Here is a 23,717-nt window from a genome sequence, read left to right on the forward strand (position 1 = left end):
CTCGCGCCTCTTGGCCGAAACGGCAGCACCGCGCGTCAGGCCGCCTTCGCCTCGTCGCGATGCAGCGTGAAGGAATGTCCCTCCGCGTCGAAGATGTGCAGATCCCCGGCGCCGGCATTGAGCCGCAGCGTCTCGCCGCGCTTGACCTCGACATTTCCCGGCAGTTTGGCCACCAGCGGCAGATCGGCGCGGCCGATGTCGACATAGACGAGCTGAACCTCGCCGAGCTGCTCGATATAGTCGACCTTGCCTTCGAACAGGTAATCCGTCCCGGTCGCGATCGCGAGATCCTCGGGCCGCACGCCGAAGCTCACCGCCGCGCCGTTCGCCGAAGCGGGCGTTGTGATCGGCACCGTCGCCTTGCGGTCGCCGACATGGCTGACCACGGTCGGATTGCCGGCCTTCTCGATCTTCGCCGGCAATATGTTCATGGCCGGCGATCCGATGAACTGCGCGACGAAGAGATTGCCCGGCCGCTTGTAGAGCTCCATCGGCGTGCCGACCTGCTCGACGACGCCTTCCTTCAGCACCACGATGCGGTCCGCCAGCGTCATCGCCTCGACCTGGTCGTGCGTGACGTAGATCATCGTCGTGTTCGGCATCGATTCCTTCAGCTTCGCGATCTCGATGCGGGTGGCGACGCGCAGTGCCGCATCGAGATTCGACAGCGGCTCGTCGAACAGGAACACCTTCGGATTGCGCACGATGGCACGGCCGATGGCGACGCGCTGGCGCTGGCCGCCCGACATCGCCTTGGGCAGGCGGTCGAGATACTTGGTGAGCTGCAGGATCTCGGCCGCCTGGCGCACGCGCTTGTCGATCTCGGCCTTGCTTTCCTTACCGATCTTCATCGAGAAGGCCATGTTGTCGTAAACGGTCATATGCGGATAGAGCGCATAGGACTGGAACACCATGGCGATGCCCCGCTTCGAAGGCGGCACGTCGTTCACAACTTCGCCGTCGATCTGGAGCACGCCGGAGGTGATTTCCTCGAGACCGGCGATCGACCTCAGCAAGGTCGACTTGCCGCAGCCCGACGGCCCGACGAACACGATGAACTCGCCCGATTTGATGTCGAGGTCGATGCCGTGGAGAATGTTGAGGTTGCCGTATGATTTCTTCACCTGGTTCAGCGTGACATCGGCCATGGTTTCCTCTCCCAGTGATTGTCTGTTCTCAACTCAGTCGATCCGCCCGAACCAGGCGCCATAGCCGCCAAGGCGGATGGGCCCGCTGCCACCTTGTCCCGAAAAGCCATGTCCCGGCAAGGTCTGCAGCGAGCCCTTGCCGAGATCGACTTCGGCCGGCTTGCTGCCGAGGTTGAAGACGCAGGCGATGCGCTCGTTGCCTTCGCGGCGCGTGAAGGCGACGGTGTCGCCATCGCTTTCGATGAAGTCGATGGCGCCCTTGCCCAGCGCCGGATGCTGACGCCGGAAGGCGAGAAAGCGCCGGTAGTGCTCGAGCAGCGAGCCCGGATCGCCCTGCTGCACATTCACGGCTTGCGCCAGATGCTTGCCCGGCACCGGCAGCCATGGCTTGGCGGTCGAGAAGCCGCCATTCTTGGCCGCCGCATCCCACACCATCGGCGTGCGGCAGCCGTCGCGGCCCTTGAATTCCGGCCAGAAACGGATGCCGTAGGGGTCTTGCAGGTCCTCGAATTTGAGTTCCGCCTCGCCGAGGCCGAGCTCTTCGCCCTGATAGATGCAGACCGAGCCGCGCAGCGACATCAACAGCGCCGAGATCACCTTGAGATAGGCGCTCGGGTCGGCTTCGTTGGCGGCCCAGCGCGAGGCCACGCGCATCACGTCATGATTGGAGAAGGCCCAGCACGACCAGCCGTCGCTGGCGACCCGGCCGAAGGCCTCCAGTACCGCCCGCACCTTGGCGGCGCTGATCTTTTCCGGTGCCAGGAAGTCGAAGGAATAGCACATGTGAACGCGCTTGCCGTCGGCGGTGTAGGCGGCCACCACCTCCAGCCCGCGCTGCGAATCCCCGACCTCGCCGACGGCGGCTTGCGCCGGATATTCGTCGAGCAGCGCGCGGAAGCGCTCAAGGAAACCGAGATTCTCCGGCCGGCTCTTGTCGTAGATATGGTCCTGGTAATTGTAGGGGTTCACGGCCGGCGCCGTCTGGTCGTTGCGCTCTTCCGGCGGCAGCGGCGGGTTGTCCTCTAGCCCCAGGCTGTGGAAGTAGAAATTGATGGTGTCGAGGCGAAACCCGTCGACGCCGCGCTCCAGCCAGAAGCGGGTGATGTTGAGCAGCGCGTCCTGGACCTCTGCGTTGTGGAAGTTGAGATCGGGCTGCTCGGCCAGGAAATTGTGCATGTAATATTGCTGGCGGCTTGTATCCCATTGCCAGGCCGAGCCGCCGAAGATCGACAGCCAGTTGTTGGGCGGCGTGCCGTCGGGCTTGGCGTCCGCCCACACATACCAGTCGGCTTTCGGATTGGTCCGGCTGGAGCGGCTTTCCTTGAACCAAGGGTGGATGTCGGCGGTGTGCGACAGCACCTCGTCGATCATCACCTTGAGGCCCAACCGATGGGCTTCCGCCACCAGCGCGTCGAAGTCGGCCAGCGTGCCGAACATCGGATCGACGTCGCAATAGTCCGCCACGTCGTAGCCGAAATCCTTCATCGGCGATTTGAAGAAGGGCGAGATCCAGATGGCGTCGACGCCGAGCGAGGCGATGTAGGGCAGCCGCCGGACAATGCCTTGCAGGTCGCCGATGCCGTCGCCGTTCGAGTCCTGATAAGAGCGCGGATAGATCTGGTAGATCACCGCGCCCCGCCACCAGTCGCGGTCTACGGCGGGGTCCGGTCTCGAACTCGTCTTCAAAGCCGATTGCATTGTCTCAACCTCCTTTCACCGAGCCGGCAAGCAGCCCGCGGACGAAATAGCGCTGCAGTGAGAAGAACACGATCAGCGGCACGATGATGGTGATGAAGGCCGATGTCGTGAGGATTTCCCAATTGCCGCCTCTCGAGCCGAGCAGCGCGTTGAGTTGCGCCGTCAGCACGATCTGGTCGGGCGCCGTGCCGAGGAAAACCATCGCCACCAACAGATCGTTCCACACCCACAGGAATTGAAAGATGGCGAAGGAGGCAAGCACCGGGAATGACAGCGGCAGCACGATCTTGACGAAGATCTCGAAATCGCTGGCGCCGTCGATCCGTGCCGATTCCATGATCTCGCGCGGCAGGCCGGCGATATAGCTTCTGAGCAGGTAGATGGCGAAGGGCAGGCCGAAGCCGGTATGCGCCAGCCAGATGCCGAGATAGGTTTTCGACGGCACGCCGAAGAAGGTCCCGACGCCGTTATAGAGCTTGAGCAGCGGGATCAGCGACATCTGCAGCGGCACCACGAGCAGGCCGATGATCACCGCAATCAGCAGCGCCCTTCCGGGAAAGCGCATCCAGGCCAACGCATAGGCGGCGAAGGCGGCGATCAGGATCGGGATCACCGTCGCCGGAATGGTCACGGTCAGCGAGTTCATGAAGGAGCGGCCGATGCCTTGCGACAGAAGCACGTTCTCGTAGTTTTCCGTGGTGAATTTCGGCGGCGCCGAGGAGGCATAGTAGACACGCTGGCCGCGATCGCCTTCGAAGGGCTTCGGCGAAGACAGCACGAAGGTGCCGTCGGCGTTGACCTGCAGCGACACCCCATCGCCGAGATCGGCAGCCGTGCCGGCCTTGTATTGTGTCGGCGCCGCCGCCTTGGTGCCGAAGGCGCTGATCGCACGCTTGGCGCCGTCGCCGAAGACGTTGCCTTCGATGACGTATTTGCCGTCCTTCTGGGTTTGTGCGGACGCAGCCGGCAGACGCCCAGCCTCGGTCTGGCTGGAGCTTGAGAAGGAGTTCCACCAACCCGACGCGATGATCTGGTCCTTGTCGCGCAGCGACGACACGAGGATGCCGAGTGTCGGGATGGTCCAGATGACGACGAAGACCAGCACGGCGAGATGAACGCCGAATCGGCCGACGAAGGACTTTCCGCGGGTCGCAGCCATCTCAGTGTCCTCCCGTCTCTTTGTTGGCCTGGCGAATGTTCCAGACCATGATCGGGATGACCGCGATCATGATGATGATGGCGATCGTGGCACCGCGGCCGAAATCGCCGCCGCCGCGGAACATCCAGTCGAACATCAGATTGGCGAGCACCTGGCTGTTCCATTGGCCGTTGGTCATGGTCAGCACGATGTCGAACACTTTCAGCACCAGGATGGTGATGGTGGTCCAGACAACTGCGATCGTCCCCCAGATCTGCGGCACCATGATCTTCCAGAAGATCTGGAACGGGTTGGCGCCGTCGATGATGGCCGCCTCCAGCGTCTCTTCCGGAATGCCGCGCAAGGCCGACGACAGGATCACCATGGCGAACCCTGTCTGGATCCAGATCAGGATCACCATGAGGAAGAAATTGTTCCAAAACGGCAGCGATATCCAGACCTGCGGCTGGCCGCCGAAATACTGGATGATGGCGTTGAGCAGGCCGATCTGCACCTGGCCCTCGCCGCGATACTCGTAGATGAATTTCCAGATCACGCTGGCGCCGACGAAAGAAATCGCCAGCGGCAGGAAGATCAGGCTCTTGGCGATCGTCCCCCACCAGATCTTGTCGGTGAGCACGGCGATGATCAGGCCGAGGAAGGTGCAGGCCGCCGGCACAACCGCCAGCCATAGGATGTTGTTGAAGATCGAGTTGCGGAAATCCTGGTCGCTGAACGCCCATTCGTAGTTGGCGAGGCCGACGAAGTGCTCGCCGCCGCGGTCGAGAAAAGAGAGCCGCAGCGTCTCGATCACCGGATAGATCAGATAGATGGTCAGGATGATCATCGCCGGCCCGACGAACAGCCATGGCCGCACCAGCCCTTGCCGGCGCAGATTGTCGACGGCGGCGCTGCCGGAGACGCCGCGCGACGGAAAGATGAGATCTAGCAGCTTGTTGGCGCCCCAGAAATACGCGACACAGCCGCCGACGCCGATGATGATGACGAATATGGCCGAGAAAATCTGAGCCGCCATGGGTCCCTCTCCCTGGGCATGACCGGCCGGCCAAGGCTGGCAGCCGCATGCGCCGACTTTCAGTTATTCGGAACGCGAAGGCTTCCGGCGTGGGCTGCCGGTCGGACCCGGGCCGTAGCCCGGATCCAGTAGGAGGATGAGAAAAGTCTCGGGTCGCGCGCGGCGGCCTACTTGATGGCATCCCAGCTCTTCTGGATATCGGCGGCGACGTCCTGCGCGGACTTGCCGCCGACCAGGTCGATCATGCCGGTCCAGAACGAGCCTGCGCCGACCTTGCCGGGCATCAGGTCCGAGCCGTCGAAACGCACCGTGGTGGCCCCGACCAGGATCTCGCCCTGCTTCTTCAGCGCGTCGCTGCCATAGGCGTCCTTGTTGGCTCCCTTGAAGGGCGTGACGAAGCTCTTCTGCGCCATCCACAGTTCATGCGCGAGCGGCATCTCGAGGAACTTGATGAACTCACGCGAAGCCTTGGAATCCTTGGTGATCATCACCAGCGTTCCGGCCACTTCCAGCGGCGTGCCCAGTTCCGGCTTCGAGGCGTAGGGCGGGTAGGGGAAGAAGTCCGCATCCTGGCCGAGCTTCACATTCTCCGGGAAGAAGGAAGGAATGAACGATGCCTGATGGTGCATGTAGCACTTCGGCGGCACCGTAAAGAGGCCCTTTGGGCTGTCGCGGAAGTCGGTTGCCGCGACGGCCTTGGCACCGCCGTCGACCATCTTGTCGTCGGTTGCGATCTTGCCGAAGATGTCGAGGGCGTTGACCACGGCCGGATCGGTGAAGGGAATCTCGTTCTTCACCCATTTGTCGTAGACTTCCGGCGGCTGGGTGCGCAGCATGATGTCCTCGACCCAGTCGGTCGCCGGCCAGCCGGTGGCGCCGCCCGAACCCAGCCCGATGCACCAGGGCTTGCCGCCGTCGGCAATGATCTTCTTTTCGAGATCGGCCAGTTCCTCCTGGGTCTTCGGAACTTTGTAGCCGGCCTCCTCGAAATTATCTGGCGAGTACCAGACCAGACCTTTCACGTCGATCTTGTAGGGAAAGGCATAGAAGCCCGGCTTGCCGTCTTTGCCCGTATAGGTGCCGAGCTTGGCCCAGGAGTCGCCGGCGGCATAATTTTCCTTGATCCAGGCGGCGACGTCGTCGCCCAGCGGGGTCAGCACACCCTTGGAAGCGAGATCCTGGATCAGTCCCGGCTGTGGCAGGATGGCGATGTTGGGCGGGCTGCCGGCCTGAGTGTCGATGACAATCTGCTGCTCATAATTCTCCGACGAGGAGTATTTGACCTCTGCTCCCGTCGCCTCGGAGAAATAGTCGAGCACCGAACGCACGAGCGTCTCGTCCTCGCCGCGCCACGGACCGAAGATGGTCAGCGTTTCGCCCTTGAGGTCGACCTTCTTGAGATCGTCGTAATTCGCCCAATGAAACTTCGAATCCTCGCCCGGCTTGAATTTCAGTTCGGCATGTGCCGGCAGGCCAAGGGTGAGCGCAGCGAACGCAGCACCCAAGAGAAGCATTTTCTTCATGGCAGTCCTCCCAGTGTTGAGACAGTTCGGACGAAACCTCCATCTCGTCCGCCGACGCCCACGGAACTGTGACTCAGCGAGAAGGCAACCGCAACCTTTCGAAGAGTCTTCCAAAGCGCTTTGGCTAATCTGATCTCGCCATTGAATCAGGCGGAAGTCAAGGGGTCGGCCGTGCTAATCGATTTAAATCCGCTGGCGAGAAGAGAAAAAGGTGCAATGCAGCAAGCTTTTTTGGCGCTGCAGCAGCAATTTCGGCTTCAATCCGTCTTTGGCCGCCCCTAAGGTCATGACGTCGGGCGATGGTGCGGGCGATCATCGGATCGATTCAAATTGAAAGCGCTTTGAGGCTGGAGGCCTCCGATGAACCTCAAGCAACTCTCGCACATGCTGTCGCTTTCGCAGACCACGGTAAGCCGCGCGCTGAACGGCTACCCGGAGGTCAGTGAGGAGACGCGGCGTCGCGTGATGGATGCTGCTAAGCGCCACGGCTACCGGCCGAACCCCAGCGCGCGGCGGCTAGCCACCGGCAAATCGGGAATGATCGGCTATGTGCTGCCGACCGGCAACGCCGTCGACATCGATCCGCATTTCGTCGAGTTTCTTTCGGGTCTCGGCGACTATGCCCGCTCCCACGAGCTCGATCTGGTGCTCTCGCCGGCCGATGCCGACGACCAGGAGACGACTTATCGGCGTATCGTCGCCAACCGCCAGGTCGACGCCGTCTACATTTCCTCGCCACGCCCGGCCGACCGGCGGCTGGCGCTGGTCAACACGCTGGGCATCCCCTTCATCGTCCATGGCCGCAGCGAGGGTTTTGAGTTCGACTATCCCTATCTCGATATCGACAACGAGGGCGCCTTCCACGAAGCGGCTAGGCTTCTCGTCCAGCTCGGCCACAAGCGGCTGGCGCTGATCAACGGCGATGACCGCGAGACCTTCGCCATCCATCGCGAGCGCGGCGTGCGCCGGGCGCTTGCCGCCAGCGGACTGACACTGGGCGAGCGCCACATCTGTTCCACGACCATGACCGAGGAAAACGGCTATCGCGCCGCCCGCCGCCTGCTCGAAGAAAGCGGAGCCCCGACGGCGATCGTCTGCTCCAGTCTCATCATGGCGCTCGGTGTCGTCCGCGCCGTGCGCGATCTCGGCCTGACCATTCCGGGCGATCTGTCGCTGGTCGCCCATGACGACGTCTTTCCCTGGCTGCGGCCGGAGAATTTCCCGGTGCCGCTGTCGACCACGCGCTCCTCGATCCGCCTTGCCGGCGCGCGTGTTGCCGAGCGGTTGGCGGCGCGGATATCAGGGCTGGAAGAGGGCGCGCGCGGCGAGGTCTGGCCGGTCGATCTGGTGGTGCGGGGGTCGGTGGCCGGCGCGCCGGTGTAGGTCAAACCTCAATTCTTCCGACGCGACCGAGTCGACCTTCAGAACGGACTGAATTCTCTGTCCAGCAGCCCCATAATGATGTCATCCTGCCAAGCCCCGCCGACGAATGCGGCTTCGCGCTCGCGACCCTCCTCCACAAATCCGCACTTGCGATAGCAGGCGATCGCGCGGAAATTGCTCGATAAGACCCTTAGCGAAACTCGATGCAGGCCACGACCGAACGCATGTTCGAGCACAAGCCTGATCGCTTCGGTACCATACCCCTTGCCTAGATATGCTTGGTCGTCGATGCCGATGGCCAAGGCTGCCCTCTTGTCCTGCCAATCTATGCTGTGCAGGCGGACATGGCCGACAAAGGAACCGGCATCAATGACCCAGGCACAGTTCTGTTGCTCGATGAAGCGAATGGCAGCCTCGGCTTCTCCTCGGGTAAAGGTTGTGTTTGGGCCGAATGTCCGACCATAGGCTTCAACGATCTCGCGATGCCGACCAAGCGCTAGCCGCGTTTCCACATCTTGGGGAATTGGTCTGCGAAGGATGAGGCGAGCGCCCCGAAGTTCGGGAAGATCGGCTATCATTTGTAGAAGCTAAGATGTTCGTGCCTATTTGTCGAACGGCCGACTCCGCTCATCGCGGTCATTTGCGATAGCCAATTGATTGAGTTGCAACAGAAAAGCATCGGGGCATGAGCCTCAAACACGAGACTCACTCCTTTGCCGCCCCGGCCGCCTTGATATCCAACAGCCCATAGCCGAAGTCATTGTCCCGCCCCTTCGGGCCGAGATCCTTGGCCGTGGCCGCCAGCGCCTTCTCGATCTCATCGGCCGAGCGGTCGGGCGCGGCATGGATCAGGTTGGCGATCGCGCCTGAGACGATCGCGGCGGCGAAGGAGGTGCCGGTCACCACGTCCGAGCCGGTGCCGCTCGGCGCAACCATCTCAACGCCCGGCGCCGAGAGGAAGACATAGGCGCCGCGATTGGCTTGCGGCATCAGCCCGTCCTTGGCGTCGGTCGCGGTGACCGCGATGACCCCGTCGAAGGCTGCCGGATAGCCGTAAGGCGCTTTCGGCCCGTTGTTGCCGGCCGCTGCGACCAGCACCATGCCGAGCGCGCGCGCATTGCGGCAGGCGGTGCCGAGGAGGTCGTTCTTCGGCCCGACGAAGCTCATATTGATGATGCGCACGTCCTGTTCCGCCGCCCAGTCGAGCGCCGACAGGATGACATCCATACTCGACTTGCCGCCCTCGAAGGCCCGTGCGTGATAGATCTTGGCGCCCGGCGCGATGCCTTCCAGCGCGCCGACGCCGGCGATCAGCCCGTCGACGGAGGTGCCGTGGTCGCGCTTCTTGATCGGCACGTTCGGCATGGCGTCGAACTGGCCGGCGATCACGCCTTTCAGTGCTGGGTTGGTATCGTCGATGCCGGTGTCGATGACGGCAATGCGCACGTTCTCGCCGCTCGCCTGTTTCGAATCGAGCGCGATGCGCTCGAAGGCATAGTTCACGATGCCGGCGGCCTGCTGCAACGAATAGATGTGGTTGGGCTCACGCCGCTGCGTACGCCCGTCGGCGGCAAGCTGCGCCAGCACGACGCCGACCGGCCGTCCGTCCGGAATGCCGTAGCGCACCAGCGTTGTGCCGAGCAGCCGCGACTGGCGCTGCGAGCGCACCTGCAGGCCCAAGGTGGTGGCGATCCGCTGCACCGCGCCGGCATCGCCGGCGACCGTCACCAGCACCTCGTCGGGCACGAACTCGCCACTGACCGCACGCGGCGGCGCGGCGAGATTGAGCCCGGTAGGCGGTGTGATGGGGCCGCTTGGCGGCGGAGCGGGCGCCGCTGAGCTTGTTGGACTCTTTGGAGGCGCCGGCTGCGTTGGCGCAGGCGTTGGCCGTGCAGGCGGATTCGGGAACAGGTCGACGATCAGCGACGGCAGGAACACGGCGCCGCCGACGGCATTGCCCGCGCCGGATTGCCCGCCCCCATTCTTGGCGCCGTCCTCGCAGTCAGCGCCGGCCGCCGTCGTGCGGCTGAGGCAGTCGATCTGCTTTTGCGAGAGGTTCGGATCGTTGGTCTGCGCAACGGCGGGAGCGCCTACAAATGTCGCCGCCAGCATTGCCGCATGAAGAACGACCGCCTTAGCCGCCATCGACCGGTTTCCTTCCCTGCACCACAGCTTCCGCGAAAGGCTGGGCGGCAATAAGGCCGACGAGCTTGTCGTAGTCGGCCGCCGTGCTGGCCGGGATCGTCACGTGAAACACATTGGCGGCGGTCGGCCCGCCGGCGATCTTCAGCCCGTTCTGGCCAAGGAAGGCGGCGATGTCCGACATCTTGGCATCCGGCTTGAACTTCACCAGGGCGAAGGGCAGGTTTGGCAGATCATCCTGAGCGCCGGCGATTTCAAAGTCGTTGCCCTTGCCGCCCGGCCGCTCGAAAGACTGCGCCACGACCAGCGCAAGCAGCGCCGCGGCCGCCGTCCAAGCGACACCCGAGGGGATTGCCGTGACCCGGCCGAAGACCTTCGCCAGCCATGACTGGCCGGCGGGCGCTCGCGCCGCACCGGCCTCGGCGTCGAGCGCCCTTGCAAAGCGCGAGAGCGCGTCGGCCGGCGGTCGGATCGCTTCGTTGGCGGCGGCGGTGCCGGAGAATTCGGCTTCCGCCTCGCCGAGCGCGGCCATCGCCGCAGGATCGGAGGCCAGCCATTCCTCGACGGCTTCGAGTTCGGCGCCTTCCAGCGAACCGTTGAGGTAGAACGGCAGCAGCGTCTCCATCTCGTCGCGGCGCGACATCTTTTCAGCGGCGCTCATGGCCACCCCCTGTCGTAACCGGCCGCCTTGAGGGCTTCGCCGAGTTTCTTGCGGGCGTAGAACATCCTGGTCTTGACGGTGGCAACCGGGATGTTGAGCACCTCGCCGATCTCGGTCACCGACTGGCCATGGTAATAGGCAAGATCGACCACCGTGCGGTGTTCGTCCGGCAAGGCATCGACAAAGCGGCGCAAGGCGGCGGCCTTGTCTTCCTTCATGGTGACCACTTCCGGCGTGTCGGCGCTGTCGGGAACCTGCGCCGCGGCATCGTCGTCGATCCAGTCTTCCTTCTTCTTGCGCAGCAAGGACAGTGCCTTGAAGCGGGCGATGCCGAGCAGCCAGGTCGAGACTTCGGAGCGGCCTTCGAAGCTCGGCGCCTGGCGCCACAATTCGAGAAAGACCTCGTTGGTGATATCGTCGGCCATCATTTCCGATCCCGTCTGGCGCGCCACGAAACGGTAGATCCGCGCGTGGTGACGCATGAACAGGAGCCGCACGGCGGCCCGGTCGCCCTTCGCGACCCGGTCTACAAGCGCGCGATCGGTTTCGGTCGCCGCGTTCATGGCCGGTCGAGCCGCCTGGCTCCTCGTGGCTCTGTCGCTGGTCGGTCCAAAAAGGTTCATCCTCCGCCAAGGAATTTTCGGAAGCTAACCGAAGAAGATGAGCGTTGCCAGAGGTGGCGCCCCCTTCTCCCCTTGTGGGAGAAGGTAGATCGGCGCGGAGCGCCGAGACGGTTGAGGGGTGTTCCAGCGGAGTGAGACGTTGGCGTTCACTGGAACACCCGTCATCCGTCGCCTTTGGCGACACCTTCTCCCACAAGGGGAGAAGGGGGAGCTAAATCAAAAACACCTCCCCCTTCATCGTCGCCGGCACCTCCACGCCGAGCCGGCTCAGCACCGTCGGCGCGAGCTGCAGCTGGTCGAGCAGCGCGTCGGCTTCTGGACCCTTCGCCGGCCCGAAATAGTAGAGCGCGAAATCCTGCATCTCGTCGTCATGCCCGCCGTGATGGCCGCGGTCCGTCTGGCCGTGATCGGCGGTGACGATGACTTCATAGCCGGCTTCGCGCCAACCGGGCAGGAAGGCGGCGAGCATACCGTCCATCGCGTAGCAGGCATGATCCATCTCGTGGCAGTTGTGGCCGAAGCGATGACCCATCGAGTCCAGCGTGCAGCTGTGCAGGATGCCGTAGTCGATGCCGTGGCGGCGGGTGAGCATGGTCAATGTCGCGAACAGGTCGACATCGCTCGGCGTCATCTGGTTCTTGAGATTGTAGCCGGTCATGGTGTGGAAGCGGCCATGCGTGATCGGCCCGCCAGGCTCGTCGAATTCCATGTCCTCGACCAGATCGAACGGATGGGAGCGGAAGAATTCCGACCAGTAGGAATGCGTCACCGCCCCGGTTCTGCCGCCCGCCTTGCTGACCTCCGAGAAGATATCGGGCTGCCTGACCCGGAACCGGTTCTCGTTGGAGAGGATGCCATGAACCTGCGGCGTGACCCCGGTATGGATCGAGGCGTAGCAGCAGGCCGATGTTGACGGCAGCACGGAGCGCATTCTCCACACTTGCGCCTCACCCGATTGTACCCAGCCTTCGAGATTGCCCATGAGCCGGCGCCAGTTCCGGTAGGGCACGCCGTCAAGGATGATGAGCAGCAATTTGGATTTAAGCGCCACGGCAATTCCATGCGGTCTTGCGGGAGGATCAGCATCGAGGGCTTGACCGACCCGGCCAAGTCCCAGAAGCACAGAGAAGAGCAAGCCAGCTTAGTTGCCGGCGCTTTCCATGCGCCGGCCGGCGATCGCCTTCTCCAGCCAGCCGATCTCCATTTCGGGGACGGAGGACAATAGAAGGTCGGTATAGGCATCGAAGGGCGGCGCCAGCACCTTGCTCTTGGAGCCGTAGCGGACGACCTCGCCGCGATACATGACCGCGATCGAATCGGCGATCGACTTCACTGTCGCGAGGTCGTGGGTGATGAAGAGATAGGCCACTTTCTCGATCTGCTGCAGGTTGAGCAGCAGCTTGAGGATGCCGTGGGCGACCAGCGGATCGAGCGCCGAGGTCACCTCATCGCAGATGATCAGCTTCGGCTTGGCGGCCAGCGAACGGGCGATGCAGACGCGCTGCTTCTGGCCGCCCGAAAGCTCGGCCGGATAGCGGTCGATGAAGCCCTTGCCCATCTCGATCTGGTCGAGCAGCTCGGCGACGCGCTTGTCGCGCTCGCGGCCCCTTATGCCGAAATAGAACTCGAGCGGCCGGCCGATGATCGTTCCCACGGTCTGGCGCGGGTTCATCGCCACATCGGCCATCTGGTAGATCATCTGCAGCTGGCGCAGATCCTCCTTCGGCCTATCGGCGAGCCTGTTGCCAAGCGTTCGGCCGTCGAAGAAGACGCTGCCCTGCTCGGGCGGCAGGAGGCCGGTGATGGCGCGCGCCAGCGTCGATTTGCCGGAACCGCTCTCGCCGACGACGGCCAGCGTCTGGCCCGGGTAGATGTCGACCGAGACGTTCTTCAGCACCTTGACGAGGCCGCCGCCATAGGCGGCCGTCACGTTCTTCACCGACAGCATCGGTGTGGTGCCGGGCTGCTGTTCGTTGTGCTCGATCTCATGCACCGAGACCAGCGCGTTGGTGTATTCCTGGCGCGGCTCCTTGATGATCTGGCGGGTACCGCCCCATTCGACCAGCCGACCATGGCGCAGCACCATGATCTCGTCCGCGACCTGCGCCACCACGGCGAGGTCGTGGGTGATGTATAAAGCCGCCACATGGGTATCGCGGATTGCGTCCTTGATCGCCGCCAGCACGTCGATCTGCGTCGTCACGTCGAGCGCCGTGGTCGGCTCGTCGAAGACGATCAGGTCGGGCTCGGAGCAAAGCGCCATCGCCGTCATGACGCGCTGCAACTGGCCGCCGGAGACCTGGTGCGGGAAGCGCTCACCGATCGTTTCCGGATTGGGCAGGCTGAGCTTCTTGAACAGCGCGACGGCTCGCTTCTCGGCCTCGGCCCGGGTTGCCGTGCCGTGCAGAAGCGTCGCCTCCACCACCTGGTCCATCAGCCGGTGCGCCGGATTGAAGGCCGCCGCCGCCGACTGGGCGACATAGCACACTTCGCGGCCGCGCAGCTTGCGCAAGCCCTCCTTGCCGCCCTTCAGTATGTCGCGGCCGTTGAGGATCACCTCGCCGCCCGTAATGCGCACGCCGCCCCGGCCATAGCCCATGGAGGACAGGCCGATCGTCGACTTGCCGGCGCCGGATTCGCCGATCAAGCCGAGCACCTTGCCCTTCTCCAGCGTCAGCGAGACATCATGGACAAGGGTGATGGTCTTCGGCGCCTCGCCGGGCGGGTAGACGGTCGCCTCGATGCGCAGATTGCGGATGTCGAGGAGTCGGCCGGAGTTTGCTTTGCTGTCAGCCATCACCCGCGCCCTCCCTTCAGGCTGGTCGTGCGGTTGAGTACCCAGTCGGCGACAAGGTTGACCGAGATCGCCAGAGCCGCGATCGCCGCCGCCGGGATGAGCGCCGCCGGGATGCCGAAGACGATGCCGTCCTTGTTCTCCTTCACCATGCCGCCCCAGTCGGCGTCCGGCGGCTGCACGCCGAGGCCGAGGAAGGAGAGCGTCGACAGGAAAAGCACCGCATAGATGAAGCGCAGACCGAGTTCCGAGACCAGGGGCGACAGCGCGTTCGGCAGAATCTCGCGGAAAATGATCCAGCCGCTGCCTTCGCCGCGCAGTTTCGCGGCCTCGACATAGTCCATGACGTTGATGTCGACCGCCACCGCGCGCGACAAGCGGTAGACACGGGTCGAATCGAGGATGCCCATCACCAGGATCAACGTCACCAGGTTGGACGGCAGCACCGACAGGACGACCAGGCCCATGATCAGCGTCGGGATCGACATCAGCAGGTCGACGAGGCGCGACAGCATCGTGTCGAACCAGCCGCCGAACACCGCCGCCGAGAAGCCCAGAATGGCGCCGAGCGAAAAGGACAGCGCGGTGGCCAGCACGGCGATGAACAGCGTGATGCGGGCGCCATAGATCATGCGGGACAGGAGATCGCGGCCGAGATTGTCGGTGCCCAACAGGTGCACCGATGACATCGGTTCCCAAGGGACGTCGCTGACGATCTCGGCATTGCCGTGCGGGGCAATCCATGGCGCCAAGACCGCGGCCAGCACGAACAGTGTCGTCAGCACAATGCCGATCAGCGCCGCGACAGGAGTGCGTCTGATATCGAGCATACCGGCGCCCCCTACTTCGGATGCCTGAGCCGCGGATTGGCGACGATCGCCGCAATGTCCGCGATGATGTTGAGGGCGATATAGACGGCCGCAAAGATCAGGCCGACCGCCTGGACGACGGGAACGTCGCGCTTGGTGACGTGGTCGACGAGATATTGCCCCATGCCCGGATAGACGAAAATCACCTCGACCACGACGACGCCGACCACCAGATAGGCGAGGTTCAGCATGACGACATTGATGATCGGCGCGATCGCGTTCGGGAAGGCATGCTTGCGGATGACCGCGAAAGCCGAGAGCCCCTTGAGCTCCGCCGTCTCGACATAAGCCGATTGCATGACGTTGAGGATCGCCGCTCGCGTCATGCGCATCATGTGGGCCAGCACCACCAGCGTCAGCGCCGCCGCCGGCAGCGCGATCGCCTGCAAGCGCTCGCCTAACGACATTCCGTCATAGACGGTCGAGATGGCGGGGAACCATTGATGCTCGACCGCGAAGTAGAAGACCAGCAGGTAGCCGATGAAGAATTCCGGGAACGAAGTCGAGGCGAGCGCCACCCCGGAGATCATCTTGTCGACCCAGCCATTGCGGTAGCGCACCGCGATCAGGCCAAGCGTGATCGCCAGCGGAATGGCCACGATTGCCGCCCAGAAGGCCAGGAACAAGGTGTTCCACAGCCGTTCCTTGATCGATGTCGCTATGTCCTGGCCGCTCGACATGGCAGTGCCGAGATCGCCGGTGAGCACGCCGCCCAGCCAGTGGAAGTAGCGGATATAGGCAGGCTGATTGAGTCCGAGCTGTTCGCGCAGATTGGCGAGCGACTCCGGCGTCGCCGATTGTCCGAGGATGGCTTGGGCGACGTCGCCGGGCAGGATCTGCGTGCCGGCGAAGATCAGGACCGAAACGGCCAGCAGAAGGAGGATGCCCAGCGCAACGCGCTGGGCCACCAGTTTCACGACGGGTGAGGACATCTCCGCAAGGCCGGACCTTAGGCTTCCATCCAGCACTTCGCCAAGGCGTAGCCGTTCATCAGCTCCTGATGCGGATCGTCCACCCAGCCACCGACTTTGGGACCAGTTGCGTCGATGAACTGGTTGAACATCGGCAGAATCAAGCCGCCCTCGTCACGCACCATCACAGCCATGTCATGGTACATCTGCTTGCGCTTGGCCTCGTCGAGCTCGGCGCGCGCCGCCAGCACCATCTTGTCGAAGTCCGGCCGCTTGAACCGCGTGTCGTTCCAGTCGGCGCTCGACAGGTACGCGGTCGAGTACATTTGGTCCTGCGTCGAGCGGCCGCCCCAATAGGAAGCGCAGAAGGGCTGCTTGTTCCAGACTTCGTTCCAATAGCCGTCGCCGGGCTCGCGCTTGATTTCCAGCTTGATGCCGGCCTTGGCCGCGCTCTGCTGATAGAGCTGCGCGGCATCGACCGCGCCGGGGAAGGCGACATCCGACGTCCTGAGCAGGACGGCGCCGTCGTGACCCGACTTCTTGTAGTGGAACTTGGCCTTGTCGGGGTCGTATTTGCGCTGCTCGATCTCGGTGAACAGCGGGTAGGAGGCGTTGATCGGGAAGTCGTTGCCGAGCGAGCCGTAGCCGCGCAGCACCTTGTTCAGCATCTCTTCGCGGTTGATCGCCAGCTTCAGCGCCATCCTGAGGTCGTTGTTGTCGAACGGCGCCGTGTTGCAATGCATGATGAACACGTAGTGGCCGGGACCGGAGTGGTTGCGGATGGTGACGCCCCGCACGCGCTTGATCAGGTCGACGATCTTCGGCTCGACGCGGTTGATCATGTTGACCTGACCGCCCTGCAGGGCCGCCGTGCGCGCCGTCGCGTCGTTGATGACGACGACTTCGACTTGGTCGGCATGGCCCATCTTGTCGCCCTGCCAGTAGTTGGCGAAGCGTTCGCCGACATGGCGCACGCCGGGCTCGTTGACCTTGACCTTGTAAGGGCCGGCGCTGATGCCGGCATCGGGTTTGTCCTTGCCGCCATTCGGCTGGACGATCAGGTGATAGTCGCTGAGCAGATAGGGAAGGTCGGCGTTGGCTTCCTTCAGGGTCAGCACCACTTCCTTGCCGTTGGCCTTGATGGTCTCGATGCCCTTCATGTAGCCGAGCGCGCCGGACTTCGACTTCTCGTCCGAATGGCGCTCGAGCGTGGCTGCCACGTCCTGGGCGGTCACCGTCTTGCCGTTGTGGAATTCGATGCCGTCGCGGATCTTCAGCGTCCAGACCTTGGCGTCGTCGGAAGAGCCGATTTCCTCGGCGATGCGGTTCTCGAGCTTGCCGTCGGGCGACAGCTCGACGATCATTTCGCCCCAGCACTTGCCGAAGGCGAAGGGCACCTGGGTCATCATCAGCGCGGGGTCGAGGCTGTTGGTGGATTCACCGCCGACCAGGCCGGCCTTCAACGTGCCGCCCTTGACGGGGCCGGCAGCCCGGGCAGCGCTCGAAAGCAGCGAGTTGGCGAAGGGCGCGGTGACGCCGAGCGCGGCGGCGCGGCCAAGGAAGTCGCGGCGGCTGAGCTTTCCGGCAGCGACGCGCCGGCTGAGATAGTCGAGTTCGTTTGTCATTACGGGTTCCTCACTCTGATGGTACGACCATGTGGTCGGTTCTTGTTCTTGTGAGGGATAATGAGCGCAACGGAAAGCTGTAAGCAAGACCGAATGCGACATGCCGTGGCGTAAATGGCGCGTCGCATTTGGACCAATCTTGTCAGCGCTCACACGAGAGCGCGGGGAATCGTCTGTTTGAAATCGCGCTCGAACACCAGTGTTTCGCCCTCATAGGCCTCGATTCTGGCGCTGAGGATGAAGTCTTGCGCGTCCGAGCGCATCTCGGCGAAGGTCTCGGTCCGCACCGACCATTCATTTCGCGACAATGTCTGCGTCCAATGCGTGCTGCCCGTCGCCGACAGGGGATCGTCGGGTTGGATCGCCCATGTCTCCCTGACCATGCTGCCGTGGACCAGCCCGTGCTCCAGGTCGCGCACCTCGCCGAAATCGTCCGTTACGGCAAGCGTGACGACGCCGGTCTTTTCGTTGCGGTGGATATGCCGTTCGGAATTGGTCGGCCTGATCGTCTCGGTCGCCCAGGGCGTAGCCCCTTCCGGTTCGAGGAACGACGCCTCGTCGGCCGTCGCCGGCGGGCGCAGCGGCAGCTTGAGCGTCGCGGCCGACAGTTCGAGCGTCGCCGGCTCCGGCGACGGCCAGATCATCGGCCAGTAGGCCGTCGAGACGGCGACCCGCAGCCGGTGCCCGGCCGGCACCCGGTAGGCGCACTGATCGAGCACGACGCGTGCCGAGACCGTCTCGCCTGGCACCAGCGCTTCCGGGAACTCGTGCGAGTTGCGGTGGGTGAGGTTGAGCACGCCATAGGAGATCAGCTCCGAGGCGCCGTCCGGATGCACGTCACAGAGACGCACCGCGATGTTGGCCTGGCGGCGGTCCGAGGCGACCCGTACTTCGACTTCCGGCGCGCCGACGATGTCGATCGCCTCCTCGAGTTCGACCTGGTCGAAGCATACCGAAAGCGCGTCGTCGGGGCGCTGGTCGCCCGGCAGTTCCGGACCGGAGGTGAAGGGAAAATACTCGCCGCCCGCAAGCCCGCAACTTTGCGGCGAGGCGACGATTGCCGGCCCGGCGCCCTCGGGAATGAGCTCGGTTGCCTTGATCTTGATGTTGGGCGAGGGCCATTGCTGTTCCGCAATCCAGCGGCCTGGCCGTTCGGGATGCCAGCGGGCCGGACGCACGCTGTCCATCACATAGGCGCGGTAGTCCGGGTCGGCCTCGACGCCGGTCGCCGCGCCCTTCAGCCAGCGGTCCCACCAGCGCAGCGCCTCCTGCAGGAAGCCGATCGCCGGATTGGGTGCCGCGTAATGCGGATATTTGTGGATCCAGGGGCCGACGATGCCCTTCACCGGCGCCTGGATGTTGGTGACGAGATTGGAGATCGTGTTGCGGTAGCCGTCATGCCAACCTCCGATCGACAGCACTGCCGCCTTAACGGCCGAAAAGTCCTCGCAGATCGAGCCGCGTTTCCAGTAGGCATCGCGATGCTGGTGGCTGAGCCATAGCGGCGCGAGAAAAGCCTGGTTCTCCAGCCGGCTCAGCCACAGATCGCGCCAGCGGTTGCCGCCGGCGATTTCCGGATCCGGCGGCCGCGACGAGTAGGAGAGCATCGTCGAGGCCCAGCCGAAATTCTCGAGCAGCAGGCAGCCGCCCTTGTAGTGGATGTCGTCGGCATAGCGGTCGACGGTCGAGCACAGGCTGATCACCGCCTTCAGCGCCGGCGGCTGCTTTGCCGCGACCTGCAGGCAGTTGAAGCCGCCCCAGGATATGCCCATCATGCCGACATTGCCGTTGCACCAGGGCTGCGCGGCCGCCCAGGCGATGACGTCGCAGGCGTCCTGCAATTCCTGCTCGGAATATTCGTCGTCCATCAGCCCTTCGGAATCGCCGTTGCCGCGCATGTCGACGCGGATCGAGGCATAGCCGTGTCCGGCGAAATAGGGATGCGTCAGCTGATCGCGGAAGATGGTGCCGTCGCGCTTGCGGTAGGGCAAATGCTCGAGGACCGCCGGCACCGGGTTGTCGCCGGCATCCTCAGGCATCCATATACGCGCCGACAGCCGGCAGCCATCCGGCATGACGATGCCCATATCGGGAAATTCGACGACCTTGCGAGGGAATTCTGTGACGGTTTTCATGCAAGGCACATGATGGAACCGTCGCCGAGGCGTCGTGGGCCAGCCGGCGAAATCGGCTGGTCAATAAGCGTCTGTTCAAAGCGTCAGTTCAGCGGAATGTCGTTGTCGGCCTTGCTCGCCTGGTATGTGCCGGAGAGCTCGTCATAAAGGGCGGAGATTTGGCCGATGCGCGCCTCCAGCCGCCTGCGTTCCGACCCGGGCAAAGCGCGCACCAATCGGCGTATGGAAAAGCTCTTCCAGTAGGCGTTCTCGGCATTGTAGCCGCCGGGATCGAGTGTGAAGACCTCTTTGAGAATCTTCAGGTCATGCGGGATGGCGAAGCTGTCGCGCGAGTCCTCGTGGCTGAAGAGGTAGTAGAAATTGTCGAAGCCGGTCCAGGTGATCGCCGACAGGCACAGCGAGCAGGGCTCGTGCGTGGCCAGGAACAGCGCATCCCTGGTGTCGACGCGCTGGGCCCTGGGCATTTCGTAAAATCGCTTCAGGCAGTGCATCTCGCCATGCCAGAGCGGATTTTCGATTTCGTTGTTGGTTTCGGCGAGCACCAGCGAGCGGTCGTCTTTCCGCAGGATGGCGGCGCCGAAGAGTTTGTTGCCATGGGCAACGCCTTCAGCGGTCTTCGGCACGATATCGTGCTCGATAACGTCGAGCAGGCGGTCGATCAGCGAAATGTCTGTCATCGGGAAAAACTGGCAGCTTTCAGGGAAGATGGATCTCGTAAGGGTGCGAGAAATGGCACTCTTCGAGGTTGGCGCCGTCGCCGCCGCGGTCGACGATGAGGAAGTCCTGTTCCTCGCCGATCGGCGTTAGCACGCCGTGCCAGAGGTTGCGCCGGTAGTTGATGCCCTGCCCGGGCGCGGTGATGAAGGCGTGCGGCTCGCCTGGGCCGTCCAGAGTGTCATGGCAGACGACAACCAGAAAGGGCCGCGGCGACAGCGGAATGAAAGCCTGGCTGCCGAGCGGATGGCGCTCGACCATGGTCAGTTTCAGCGGCATCTCGTAGGGGGTGCCGCGCACCATCGAGATCAGCACCTTGGCATCCGGCCCGGTGGCCTCGGCGGTGGCGAGATCGTGGTAGCGCATCGCCTTGCCTCCATTGATCGGGTAGCGGTTCTCGCCGCCCATATCGATCACGTCGCCAAACGGCGCGAAGTTTTCGCGTGTCAGCGGCTGGGCCACGATTTGGGTCATCGCGCGCGAGCCCCAAGGGCGCCGCCAAGCTTGGCGTGCCGGTTGACGTCCTTGTAGAGCAGGTAGCGGAAATTCCCGGGACCGCCGGCGTAGCAGGCCTGCGGGCAAAAGGCGCGCAGCCACATGAAATCGCCGGCCTCGACCTCGACCCAGTCCTGATTGAGGCGATAGACTGCCTTGCCTTCGAGCACATAGAGCCCATGCTCCATGACATGGGTCTCGGCGAAGGGGATGACCGCGCCGGGTTTGAGCGTGACGATGGTGACATGCATATCGTGGCGCATGTCGGCCGGGTCGACGAAGCGCGTCGTCGCCCAGTGGCCTCCCGTGCCGGGCATCGGGCTCGGCTCGACCTCCTTGTCGCTGCTGAAGAAGGCTTCCGGAACGTCGAGGCCGTCGACCGCCTCATAGGCCTTGCGGACCCAGTGGAAGCGGACCGCACCGCTGCTCTCATTGCGCACCGTCCAGCCGCTGCCCGGCGGCAGGAAGGCGAAGCCGCCTGGGCGAAGCACATGGTTCTTGCCGGCAAGCGAGACCGTAAGCTCGCCCTCGACCACGAACAGCACGCCCTCGGCTTCGGGGTCAAGCTCAGGCCGGTCGCTGCCGCCGCCGGGCAGGACCTCGACGATGTACTGCGAAAAGGTCTCGGCGAAGCCCGAAAGCGGTCTTGCGATGATCCAGGCCCTTGTCTTGTCCCAGAACGGCAGCGGGCTGGTGACGATGTCCTGCATCACGCCCTTGGGGATCACCGCATAGGCTTCGGTGAAGACGGCGCGGCCGGTCAACAGCTCGTGCTGACCGGGATGGCCGCCATGCGGCGCGTAATAGGTTCGCTCGGCCATGTTCATCCTGTCCATGTGTTGAAGCCTATTTTGGAAGCAAGTCTTTCAGCCGAAGCAGCGCGATGCGCTCGACTTGTTTGCACGCGGTGTCGAATTCATTGCTGCGGCTGTTGCCGATGCGAGCCTCGAACTCCGCCAGGATCTGGTCCTTCGTCTTGCCCTTGACCGCGATGATGAAGGGAAAGCCGAAGGTCGTGACGTAGGCGGCGTTGAGCTTCGAAAACAGCTCGCGCTCCTTGTCGGTCAGCGCGTCGAGCCCGGCGGAGGCCTGTTCTTTGGCTGATTCCGCCGTCAGCCGCTTGGCCGCCGCCAGCTTGCCGGCAAGGTCGGGATGGGCGTTGAGCACGGAAAGCCGCTCGGCCTCGGTCGCCGCGCGGAAGACGCGGCAGAGCGCGTTGTGCAGGCCGCCGGCGCTGTCATGGGCCGGGCCGAGCTCCAGTTCGTAGGCCCGCTCGGCGATCCACGGCGAATGCTCGAACACCCCGCCGAAGGCATGCACGAATTCCTCGAATTCCATCCGAGACGGGCGCAGCGCCGGCGCCTGGTAGGGGTGCGTCTCGCGCCAGTGTTTTGCGATATCGATGCGCCGGGTCAGCCACACCCTGTCATGCGACTTCACATAGTCGACGAAGCGCTTCAGCGCCGCCACGCGGCCCGGACGGCCGATCAGCCGGCAATGCAGGCCGATGTTCATCATGCGCGGCCGCCCCGCCTTGCCCTCCGCATAGAGCGTGTCGAAACTGTCCTTCAGATAGGCGAAGAACTGGTCGCCCGAATTGAAGCCCTGCGGCGTGGCGAAGCGCATGTCGTTGGCGTCGAGCGTATAGGGGATGATGAGCTGCGGCTTCTCCAAACCATCCCGGTCGAACCAGTAGGGCAATTCGTCGTCATAGGTGTCGGAGACGTAATCGAAGCCGCCTTCCTCGGCGACGAGTCGCACCGTGTTGACGGAAGTGCGGCCGGTGTACCAGCCGGTCGGCCGCGCGCCGGTCACTTCGTAATGCAGACGGATCGTCTCTTCGAGGTCGCGTCGCTCGTCCTCCGCGCTATGATCGCGGTAGTCGATCCATTTCAGCCCGTGCGAGGCGATCTCCCAGCCGGCCTCCTGCATCGCCGCGACCTGATCGGGGGAGCGTGCCAGCGCCGTGGCGACGCCGTAGCAGGTCACCGGCACCTCAGCTTGCGTGAACAGCCGGTAGAGCCGCCAGAAGCCGGCGCGGGCGCCGTATTCATAGATCGATTCCATGTTCCAATGGCGCTGGCCGAGCCAGGGGGCGGCGCCGACGATCTCGGATAGGAAGGCTTCGGAAGCCTTGTCGCCGTGCAGCACGCAGTTCTCGCCGCCTTCCTCGTAATTGACGACGAACTGCACCGCGACATAGGCGCCGCCGGGCCATTTCGGGTCCGGCGGATTGGCTCCGTAACCGCGCATGTCCCGTTCGTAACGCATGATCGCTCCTGCCCGAATGTTGAGATGAAGATATCGAAAGGAGTGCTCGTGCATTCCCCCGAAAATTTTTGAAAGTGCTTTTTGCCGCACTCCGCTCGACCGGGGCTTATGCATCGCCTTTAATTGGCGCACAATTGACCTGAAAACGTTCGACTACTTGGGATGGGAGGCGGCCAGTGGCAGAAACGTCGAAAGCCGATGGCGGGCGTCTGACGACCCATGTCCTCGATACCGCGACCGGCAGGCCGGCAAAGGGCCTTTCGATCGGGCTTTTCCGCCTCGAAGGCCAGGCCCGCACGCATTTGAAGACCGTCACCACCAATGATGACGGCCGCTGCGACGCGCCGTTGCTTGCCGGCGCCGACTTCCGCACCGGCGAGTACGAGCTGGTCTTCGCTGCCGGCGATTATCTGCGCGGGCAGGGCGCCAGCCTGCCGGAGCCGGCTTTCCTCGACACCGTGCCGATCCGCTTCGGCATGGCGGAGGAGCGGCATTATCATGTGCCGCTCTTGATCTCGCCGTACGGCTACTCGACCTATCGCGGGAGCTGA

The 23,717-nt window shown here is 63.7% G+C and carries 21 protein-coding genes; 2 read left to right on the forward strand and 19 right to left on the reverse strand.

Annotated features, from left to right (window positions below; genetic code table 11):
- Nucleotides 1-35: 35 nt before the first annotated feature.
- The 5 genes from ugpC to CK215_RS13135 form a co-directional block, all read right to left on the reverse strand.
- Nucleotides 36-1,148 carry a sn-glycerol-3-phosphate ABC transporter ATP-binding protein UgpC gene (ugpC, locus tag CK215_RS13115; protein WP_066996021.1) on the reverse strand — a complete coding sequence of 371 codons (1,113 nt, stop codon included), beginning with the start codon at nucleotides 1,146-1,148 and terminating at the stop codon, nucleotides 36-38.
- Nucleotides 1,149-1,181: 33 nt separating this feature from the next.
- Nucleotides 1,182-2,846: an alpha-glucosidase gene (locus CK215_RS13120; protein ID WP_095831164.1), complete on the reverse strand. Its 1,665-nt coding sequence runs from the start codon at nucleotides 2,844-2,846 to the stop codon at nucleotides 1,182-1,184.
- Nucleotides 2,847-2,850: 4 nt separating this feature from the next.
- A complete protein-coding gene (locus CK215_RS13125; protein ID WP_067324093.1) occupies nucleotides 2,851-4,005 on the reverse strand; it encodes a carbohydrate ABC transporter permease in 1,155 nt (384 codons plus the stop codon).
- A gap of 1 nt (nucleotide 4,006) precedes the next feature.
- On the reverse strand, nucleotides 4,007-5,020 hold the full coding sequence (locus CK215_RS13130; protein ID WP_095831165.1) for a sugar ABC transporter permease: 1,014 nt from the start codon (nucleotides 5,018-5,020) through the stop codon (nucleotides 4,007-4,009).
- A 167-nt stretch (nucleotides 5,021-5,187) separates the two neighbouring features.
- A complete protein-coding gene (locus CK215_RS13135; RefSeq protein WP_066996009.1) occupies nucleotides 5,188-6,543 on the reverse strand; it encodes an ABC transporter substrate-binding protein in 1,356 nt (451 codons plus the stop codon).
- A gap of 360 nt (nucleotides 6,544-6,903) precedes the next feature.
- On the opposite strand from CK215_RS13135, the gene CK215_RS13140 reads away from it, so the two are divergent.
- The gene (locus CK215_RS13140; RefSeq protein WP_067324096.1) at nucleotides 6,904-7,926 is read left to right on the forward strand and encodes a substrate-binding domain-containing protein; all 1,023 of its coding nucleotides are present in this window, start codon (nucleotides 6,904-6,906) and stop codon (nucleotides 7,924-7,926) included.
- A 38-nt stretch (nucleotides 7,927-7,964) separates the two neighbouring features.
- Here CK215_RS13140 and CK215_RS13145 read toward each other — a convergent pair whose 3' ends face one another.
- From CK215_RS13145 to puuE, 14 genes are all read right to left on the reverse strand, one after another.
- The gene (locus tag CK215_RS13145; RefSeq protein ID WP_095831166.1) at nucleotides 7,965-8,504 is read right to left on the reverse strand and encodes a GNAT family protein; all 540 of its coding nucleotides are present in this window, start codon (nucleotides 8,502-8,504) and stop codon (nucleotides 7,965-7,967) included.
- A 127-nt stretch (nucleotides 8,505-8,631) separates the two neighbouring features.
- On the reverse strand, nucleotides 8,632-10,071 hold the full coding sequence (locus CK215_RS13150; RefSeq protein ID WP_095831167.1) for a S8 family serine peptidase: 1,440 nt from the start codon (nucleotides 10,069-10,071) through the stop codon (nucleotides 8,632-8,634).
- Nucleotides 10,061-10,729, reverse strand: a complete 669-nt coding sequence (locus CK215_RS13155; protein ID WP_095831323.1) for an anti-sigma factor — start codon at nucleotides 10,727-10,729, stop codon at nucleotides 10,061-10,063. The genes CK215_RS13150 and CK215_RS13155 overlap by 11 nt, the downstream gene beginning before the upstream one ends.
- Nucleotides 10,726-11,292: a sigma-70 family RNA polymerase sigma factor gene (locus CK215_RS13160; RefSeq protein ID WP_095782222.1), complete on the reverse strand. Its 567-nt coding sequence runs from the start codon at nucleotides 11,290-11,292 to the stop codon at nucleotides 10,726-10,728. Before CK215_RS13160 ends, CK215_RS13155 begins: the two co-directional genes overlap by 4 nt.
- Before the next feature lie 271 nt (nucleotides 11,293-11,563).
- Nucleotides 11,564-12,403, reverse strand: coding sequence for an alkaline phosphatase family protein (locus CK215_RS13165; RefSeq protein WP_095831168.1), 840 nt, complete (start codon nucleotides 12,401-12,403; stop codon nucleotides 11,564-11,566).
- Between the two features lie 90 nt (nucleotides 12,404-12,493).
- A complete protein-coding gene (locus CK215_RS13170; protein ID WP_067324103.1) occupies nucleotides 12,494-14,149 on the reverse strand; it encodes an ABC transporter ATP-binding protein in 1,656 nt (551 codons plus the stop codon).
- On the reverse strand, nucleotides 14,149-14,976 hold the full coding sequence (locus CK215_RS13175) for an ABC transporter permease (RefSeq protein ID WP_066995982.1): 828 nt from the start codon (nucleotides 14,974-14,976) through the stop codon (nucleotides 14,149-14,151). The genes CK215_RS13170 and CK215_RS13175 overlap by 1 nt, the downstream gene beginning before the upstream one ends.
- A gap of 11 nt (nucleotides 14,977-14,987) precedes the next feature.
- Complete coding sequence (locus tag CK215_RS13180; protein WP_067324105.1) at nucleotides 14,988-15,947, reverse strand: ABC transporter permease; 960 nt, start codon at nucleotides 15,945-15,947, stop codon at nucleotides 14,988-14,990.
- A 17-nt stretch (nucleotides 15,948-15,964) separates the two neighbouring features.
- Complete coding sequence (locus CK215_RS13185; RefSeq protein ID WP_095776969.1) at nucleotides 15,965-17,551, reverse strand: ABC transporter substrate-binding protein; 1,587 nt, start codon at nucleotides 17,549-17,551, stop codon at nucleotides 15,965-15,967.
- Between the two features lie 149 nt (nucleotides 17,552-17,700).
- On the reverse strand, nucleotides 17,701-19,686 hold the full coding sequence (locus tag CK215_RS13190; RefSeq protein ID WP_095831169.1) for a CocE/NonD family hydrolase: 1,986 nt from the start codon (nucleotides 19,684-19,686) through the stop codon (nucleotides 17,701-17,703).
- 83 nt (nucleotides 19,687-19,769) lie between these two features.
- Nucleotides 19,770-20,363, reverse strand: coding sequence for a nucleoside deaminase (locus CK215_RS13195; protein ID WP_095831170.1), 594 nt, complete (start codon nucleotides 20,361-20,363; stop codon nucleotides 19,770-19,772).
- A gap of 19 nt (nucleotides 20,364-20,382) precedes the next feature.
- Nucleotides 20,383-20,874: an ureidoglycolate lyase gene (locus CK215_RS13200; protein WP_095831171.1), complete on the reverse strand. Its 492-nt coding sequence runs from the start codon at nucleotides 20,872-20,874 to the stop codon at nucleotides 20,383-20,385.
- Complete coding sequence (locus tag CK215_RS13205; RefSeq protein WP_067324113.1) at nucleotides 20,871-21,731, reverse strand: bifunctional allantoicase/(S)-ureidoglycine aminohydrolase; 861 nt, start codon at nucleotides 21,729-21,731, stop codon at nucleotides 20,871-20,873. Before CK215_RS13205 ends, CK215_RS13200 begins: the two co-directional genes overlap by 4 nt.
- A gap of 10 nt (nucleotides 21,732-21,741) precedes the next feature.
- Nucleotides 21,742-23,166 (reverse strand): allantoinase PuuE, encoded by a 1,425-nt coding sequence (gene puuE, locus CK215_RS13210; RefSeq protein WP_095831172.1) that lies wholly within the window; start codon nucleotides 23,164-23,166, stop codon nucleotides 21,742-21,744.
- A 176-nt stretch (nucleotides 23,167-23,342) separates the two neighbouring features.
- On the opposite strand from puuE, the gene uraH reads away from it, so the two are divergent.
- Nucleotides 23,343-23,717 (forward strand): hydroxyisourate hydrolase, encoded by a 375-nt coding sequence (uraH, locus tag CK215_RS13215; protein WP_066995957.1) that lies wholly within the window; start codon nucleotides 23,343-23,345, stop codon nucleotides 23,715-23,717.

It is taken from the genome of Mesorhizobium sp. WSM3864, from assembly GCF_002294955.1.
In the GTDB taxonomy this organism is placed as follows: domain Bacteria; phylum Pseudomonadota; class Alphaproteobacteria; order Rhizobiales; family Rhizobiaceae; genus Mesorhizobium.

Coding starts and splice junctions, on each gene's coding strand:
- ugpC (WP_066996021.1), bottom strand. CDS start 1,148: ATGGCCGATGTCACGCTGAACCAGGTGAAGAAATCATACGGCAACCTC.
- CK215_RS13120 (WP_095831164.1), bottom strand. CDS start 2,846: ATGCAATCGGCTTTGAAGACGAGTTCGAGACCGGACCCCGCCGTAGAC.
- CK215_RS13125 (WP_067324093.1), bottom strand. CDS start 4,005: ATGGCTGCGACCCGCGGAAAGTCCTTCGTCGGCCGATTCGGCGTTCAT.
- CK215_RS13130 (WP_095831165.1), bottom strand. CDS start 5,020: ATGGCGGCTCAGATTTTCTCGGCCATATTCGTCATCATCATCGGCGTC.
- CK215_RS13135 (WP_066996009.1), bottom strand. CDS start 6,543: ATGAAGAAAATGCTTCTCTTGGGTGCTGCGTTCGCTGCGCTCACCCTT.
- CK215_RS13140 (WP_067324096.1), top strand. CDS start 6,904: ATGAACCTCAAGCAACTCTCGCACATGCTGTCGCTTTCGCAGACCACG.
- CK215_RS13145 (WP_095831166.1), bottom strand. CDS start 8,504: ATGATAGCCGATCTTCCCGAACTTCGGGGCGCTCGCCTCATCCTTCGC.
- CK215_RS13150 (WP_095831167.1), bottom strand. CDS start 10,071: ATGGCGGCTAAGGCGGTCGTTCTTCATGCGGCAATGCTGGCGGCGACA.
- CK215_RS13155 (WP_095831323.1), bottom strand. CDS start 10,729: ATGAGCGCCGCTGAAAAGATGTCGCGCCGCGACGAGATGGAGACGCTG.
- CK215_RS13160 (WP_095782222.1), bottom strand. CDS start 11,292: ATGAACGCGGCGACCGAAACCGATCGCGCGCTTGTAGACCGGGTCGCG.
- CK215_RS13170 (WP_067324103.1), bottom strand. CDS start 14,149: ATGGCTGACAGCAAAGCAAACTCCGGCCGACTCCTCGACATCCGCAAT.
- CK215_RS13175 (WP_066995982.1), bottom strand. CDS start 14,976: ATGCTCGATATCAGACGCACTCCTGTCGCGGCGCTGATCGGCATTGTG.
- CK215_RS13180 (WP_067324105.1), bottom strand. CDS start 15,947: ATGTCCTCACCCGTCGTGAAACTGGTGGCCCAGCGCGTTGCGCTGGGC.
- CK215_RS13185 (WP_095776969.1), bottom strand. CDS start 17,551: ATGACAAACGAACTCGACTATCTCAGCCGGCGCGTCGCTGCCGGAAAG.
- CK215_RS13190 (WP_095831169.1), bottom strand. CDS start 19,686: ATGAAAACCGTCACAGAATTCCCTCGCAAGGTCGTCGAATTTCCCGAT.
- CK215_RS13195 (WP_095831170.1), bottom strand. CDS start 20,363: ATGACAGACATTTCGCTGATCGACCGCCTGCTCGACGTTATCGAGCAC.
- CK215_RS13200 (WP_095831171.1), bottom strand. CDS start 20,874: ATGACCCAAATCGTGGCCCAGCCGCTGACACGCGAAAACTTCGCGCCG.
- CK215_RS13205 (WP_067324113.1), bottom strand. CDS start 21,731: ATGGACAGGATGAACATGGCCGAGCGAACCTATTACGCGCCGCATGGC.
- puuE (WP_095831172.1), bottom strand. CDS start 23,166: ATGCGTTACGAACGGGACATGCGCGGTTACGGAGCCAATCCGCCGGAC.